Source organism: Phormidium pseudopriestleyi FRX01 (assembly GCF_017313335.1).
In the GTDB taxonomy this organism is placed as follows: domain Bacteria; phylum Cyanobacteriota; class Cyanobacteriia; order Cyanobacteriales; family Laspinemataceae; genus Laspinema; species Laspinema pseudopriestleyi.
Genome location: NZ_JAFLQW010000605.1, coordinates 1 through 5280 on the forward strand (window position 1 = coordinate 1; position 5280 = coordinate 5280).

Annotated in this window: 3 protein-coding genes; all 3 read left to right on the forward strand. The window is 48.0% G+C overall.

Annotated elements, in window-relative coordinates; translation table 11 throughout:
• Window positions 1-180 precede the first annotated feature (180 nt).
• The 3 genes from era to J0895_RS23115 all read left to right on the forward strand — a co-directional run bounded on the left by era (window position 181) and on the right by J0895_RS23115 (window position 5136).
• On the forward strand, window positions 181-1026 hold the full coding sequence (era, locus tag J0895_RS23105) for a GTPase Era (protein WP_422894348.1): 846 nt from the start codon (window positions 181-183) through the stop codon (window positions 1024-1026).
• A gap of 293 nt (window positions 1027-1319) precedes the next feature.
• Entirely contained in the window at window positions 1320-2966 is a 1647-nt protein-coding gene (locus J0895_RS23110) for a DEAD/DEAH box helicase (RefSeq protein WP_207090344.1), read from the forward strand.
• A gap of 13 nt (window positions 2967-2979) precedes the next feature.
• Window positions 2980-5136: a tetratricopeptide repeat protein gene (locus tag J0895_RS23115; RefSeq protein WP_207090345.1), complete on the forward strand. Its 2157-nt coding sequence runs from the start codon at window positions 2980-2982 to the stop codon at window positions 5134-5136.
• The last annotated feature ends 144 nt before the right edge of the window (window positions 5137-5280 follow it).

A 5280-nucleotide genomic window follows, 5' to 3' on the forward strand; every position in this document is an offset into this window, starting at 1 on the left:
TACAAAAAAATTTGCAAGCTTTTCTGAAAATGAATTAAAATAGAAAGAAACTGTTTTATTTTTTTAGGAGGTACGACCCTGAATCCCTCAGATTTTTCTGTCATTCCCGAACCCCCTGCCGGGTTTAAATCCGGATTTATCGGGATTATCGGACGGCCCAATGTGGGCAAGTCTACCCTGATGAATCACCTGGTGGGACAAAAAATAGCGATTACTTCCCCGGTGGCGCAGACGACCCGAAACCGTTTACGGGGAATTTTAACAACGCCAGAGGCTCAATTTATTTTTGTGGATACTCCCGGGATTCACAAACCCCATCACCAACTGGGAAAGGTGTTGGTAAAAAATGCGATCGGGGCCATTTCTACCGTAGATATCCTGGTGTTGATGGTGGATGGTTCGGTGGAAGCGGGGGGTGGCGATCGCTTTATTACAGAAATTCTCACCCAAACCAAAACGCCGGTTATTCTAGGTCTAAATAAAATCGACTTACGCTCTAGTTTATCGCGATCGCGAGATGTAGAAGTCATCGATCGCAGCTATCAGGAACTCGCAGACAACCTCAATTGGCCGATCGCCAAATTCTCCGCCACGACTGGGGAAGGACTGCCAGACTTATTAACCTTACTGGGCGATCGCTTAGAACCCGGTCCTTATTACTATCCCCCAGATTTAGTCACCGATCGCCCAGAACGCTTTATCATTGGCGAACTGATTCGAGAGCAAATTCTCTATTTAACCCGAGAAGAAGTACCCCATTCCGTTGCCATTAGCCTAGATTTGATGGAAGAAACCAAGGATTTAACCCGGATTTTAGCAACCATTTATGTAGAACGTCCCTCTCAAAAAGGAATTATTATCGGCAAAGGTGGACAAATGCTCAAAGCGATTGGATCTGCGGCCCGAGAACAAATGCAAAAACTCATTGACGGTAAAGTTTATTTGGAAATCTTTGTCAAAGTCCAACCCAATTGGCGGCAATCTCGCATTCAATTGGCTGAGTTGGGGTATAAATTAGAAGACTAGGCAATCCGTTGTCGGCAGTTGGGTTAATAGATAGCAGTTCCCGGGCTCATGAGGTCCGGACAATAGCGAGCAAGATGCTCGCACTCCGGACAATAGCGAGCAAGATGCTCGCACTCCTCTAAATATCTGTACCTCATGAGTCCAGGAACACCTAATAGCAGTCCTAAATCAGTCGTGTAAGCGATCCATCCTTAAATCTCTTGTAGTGCGAGCATCTTGCTCGCTAGTTTATTTACAAATCATTTAGGATTGCTATAGTACAATAGGTAAGGGATTGATAACTTGATGAACTGATGGGCCGCATACCAACGATTACGTTTGACCGAGGAACTTTGTTGCTGCATCCACCACCGCGAGGGAAAGGGTGGATTGATTTTGCCGCTTGGGATGAACGGGTGGAAAAGTTTCGCGTTCGTGCGATCGACTATCGTCCGTTGATTGAGGCGCTCAAAGCAGAGGGGACGGAATTTATTGATGAGGCGAAGGGGTTTGGACCGCTAGAGTTGGTCCCGAGCTTTGAGATGCCGCCTTATCAACATCAGGAAGAGGCGCTGACGGCATGGAAGCAGGCGGGACGATGGGGAGTGGTGGTGTTGCCGACTGCGGCAGGGAAGACCTATTTAGCTCAGTTGGCGATGCAAGCGACACCGCGCACGACCCTGATTGTGGTGCCAACGTTGGATTTGATGCATCAGTGGTACGCGCATCTGGCGGCGGCGTTTCCCGATGTGGAGGTGGGGTTATTGGGGGGTGGTTCGCGGGATAAAAGTCCGATTTTGGTGGCGACGTATGACAGTGCGGCGATCCATGCGGAGACGTTGGGGAATCGCTATGCGTCGATTGTGTTTGATGAGTGTCATCACTTGCCGACGGATTTTAATCGGGCGATCGCTGAATATTCGATCGCCCCCTATCGGTTGGGGTTAACGGCAACTCCTGAGCGATCGGATGGGAAACACGCGGATTTGGTTCAGTTAATCGGTCCGGAAGTCTATCGCAAAACGCCGGAAGATTTAGCTGGTGGTGCTTTGGCGGAACATGAAATTGTTCAAATTAAAGTGAAACTCTCTAAGTTAGAACGCGATCGCTACGATCAGTTAATTAAAAACCGCAATGAGTTTTTACAGCAATCTCACATTTCCCTGGGCAGTCTTCAAGGATGGCAGCACTTTGTCCAAGCTTCAGCGCGATCGCCTGCGGGACGTCGGGCCATGTTAGCTCACCGGGAAGCCAAGGAAATCGCCCTGGGAACCGATGGCAAAATGCGGATTCTAGCAGATTTACTGGCCCAACATTCCCCCGAACGTATCCTGATTTTTACGGCAGATAATGCCACGGTTTATCGCATTTCTCAGGATTTTTTAATTCCCGCCTTGACCCATCAAACTCCAGTCAAAGAACGGCATGAAATCCTGACCCGATTTAAAGAAGGGATTTATAAAACGATTATCGCATCTCATGTTTTAAATGAAGGGGTAGATGTGCCAGATGCAAGAGTGGCAATCTTGCTATCGGGAACGGGTTCGACGAGGGAGTATATTCAACGATTAGGTCGAATTTTACGCAAAGGAACCCAGAAAAATAAACGAGCAATTTTGTATGAAGTGGTTGCAGAAGATACCGCAGAGGAAGGCACTTCCCAACGGCGGCGCGGGATTACTAAAACGAGGGAACCCAACCCTCAAAACCGACCGGAACCACCTCAGCCTAAACCCCAGAAGTTAGAACTACTACCGGGTTATTCGCCGCCTCCTCTTGCGCCTACGCCGATTTATGGGGTGGGGAAAGCATCGAGGAAAAAAGCGGCGGAACGGGCCTCGGAATGGGGGGATAAAAAACCCAAATCGTCCGAACATTCCGAACAGGTTTCGAGTCAAGATTATCCAGAGAATGAATTGCCTAAAAACAGTTCTGAATCCAATGAAGGAAATGATAAATAGCCGAGATAAATCAATGAAAAAGTCAAGGGCCGGGACCGTGGGATTGGGATTAGGTATAATGTTGTTAACGAGTGGCTGTAAGCTGTTGGAACCGTTGGCGATCGCCCAGGGGGTGACTTGTCAGGATGAACAGCATCAAGCGACTCAAAACCGCCTGTTTCAATTACGCGATCGCGCTCAAAATAATATTCAATCCGGCAAACTGGCTCGGGCAACGGAGGACCTGATTGAGCTATTTCAAGGGATGCAAGCGGTCAGTCCTAGTCGAGATACAGTCCTGATGTTGCTTGAAATCGTCAATGGCACTCAGGGACAAGGAGGGATGTTGGAAACCCTGGTTGATCGCCTGGTGGAACAGGGAGAGGGTTCTCAGGCGGAGTCAGTCCTGGATGCGGCAGCGGGAGTAAGCCATACCTTGGATACCGGATATAGCTATGGCAAAACCCGGACTTTGGCAGCAATTGCGCGGTTGTATGTACAAAGTGGACAGCGCGATCATGCCCGGTCAACCCTCGCCCGTGCTATTCTAGCAGAAACTGGCATCCGAGGTGCGGCCTTTAAAACCAAGGGATTAACTGAAATTGCCCGAACTTATCTTACCCTAGGAGATACTATTCAAGCCTCACAAATCCTGGGGCGATCGCTCCATTATGCCCAATCCATTGTCTATGCGGATGCCTACAATCAAGCCTGGGATTTCCAACCCCTCGCCATTTATTATGGTCAAGGGGGACAATTGGATAAAGCTTTAGAGATTGCCGGGACGATTTCTGCGGATTATTATCGGAGTGAGACCTTTGCAGAAATTGCCAAAAATTTGGCGGACCAAGGTAACATTGAACGCGCCCATAAAATTGTTTTGGATCGGGTCAGTGACACGGAAATCAAGGCCCGAGTTTTAGCAGAAATTGGGTTGCGATCGGCTAAACAGGGACAAACCGATCGCGTGATTCCCTTATTTACAGAGGCTTTGCGTGATGCCAATTTAATCTCGGATTCAAACCGGCGCATGGTCGCCCTTTCGCCTATTTTAATCCATTATGCCGAGGCTGGATATCCGGACCGAGCTTTGCTAGAAATTGCCCCCTTAGAAATGCCGGAAATTAAAGCCAAAGTCCTCAGTGCGATTGCTGTTGAATATGCCACTCAAGGACAACGGGAGCAAGCCTCCACCATTGCGGGACAAGCTTTGGAAACCGTCGGTACAGTTTCTCAAAGCTATGAACAAGAATTTCTGCTCACGGATATGGTTCGAGATTATTCTCGCGTGGAACTGTATGAGATGGCTATTCAAGCTGTCCAACAAATTCCCTATCCTGAAAAAAGACAGCCTCTTTTTTTAGCGTTGGCAACTGAAGCCGCAAACCGAGGAGATGATAAAATTGCGGTTATGGCTGCTGAAATCATGCCGATTAACTTAGTGGCAGTTGCTTTTATTTATCAAAGACTTGGCCAAATTGAACGGTGGAATGAACTCTTAATCCGAGGGATGACAGTGGTCGAATCCCTCGAAAATAATGAGCAAAAATTGGAAGCGATCGCTGCGATTGCGGTGGAATATGCTAAGGTGGGACAACAGGCTAAAGCTGAAGAGTTATTCGCCCAAGTTTTATTAATGAGTAACCAAGTTCAAGAAAATTCTTATGTCTGGGTGACGGTGTTTGATAGGCTAATGGAGGGGGGACGTTATGACTTTGCCTTGCAGTTAGTCCGCACCATGAAGGATGAATATTTCCAAAGCAACTTAATTAATCGGCTGGTGGAGGCGTTCATCCAAGAAGGAAAAATTGATGAAGCCTATCAGGTGATCGAGTTGTTAAAATCCCCCGGGGAAAAAGTTAAGAGTTTAATCGTCCTAGCTGATAATAATATGAAGGCAGGAGAGCGAAATTTTGCCCGGGAAGCCTTAGACAAAGCTTTTGAGATAGCACAGACCATTCCCGGGGAAGAATCTAACATCCTGGTGTTGAAAGTACAGACAGATGCCCAGGGGAATCTGGTTCAGTACACAGAAGTAGATGACTGGATGGATCGGGGGAGTTTGTATGAAGAAATCGCCATCGGGTATGGACGATTGGGGGAATATAACTCGGCGATGCAGGTGGTGCGATCGCTGGAAAGTCCAACCCTGCGGAACCAAGTGCAACAGCGGTTAGCCTGCTATCGGTAACTTTAACCCGGATTAGGGGATATGACGCGATCGCGCTGCAAGGCGTTCGACTACGGCGATTAACTCCGCTGTATCAACAGGTTTAGGGAGGTAGATATCATATCCGTCTTTGAGGGCGCGGATGCGGTCTTCTGAACGTGCATA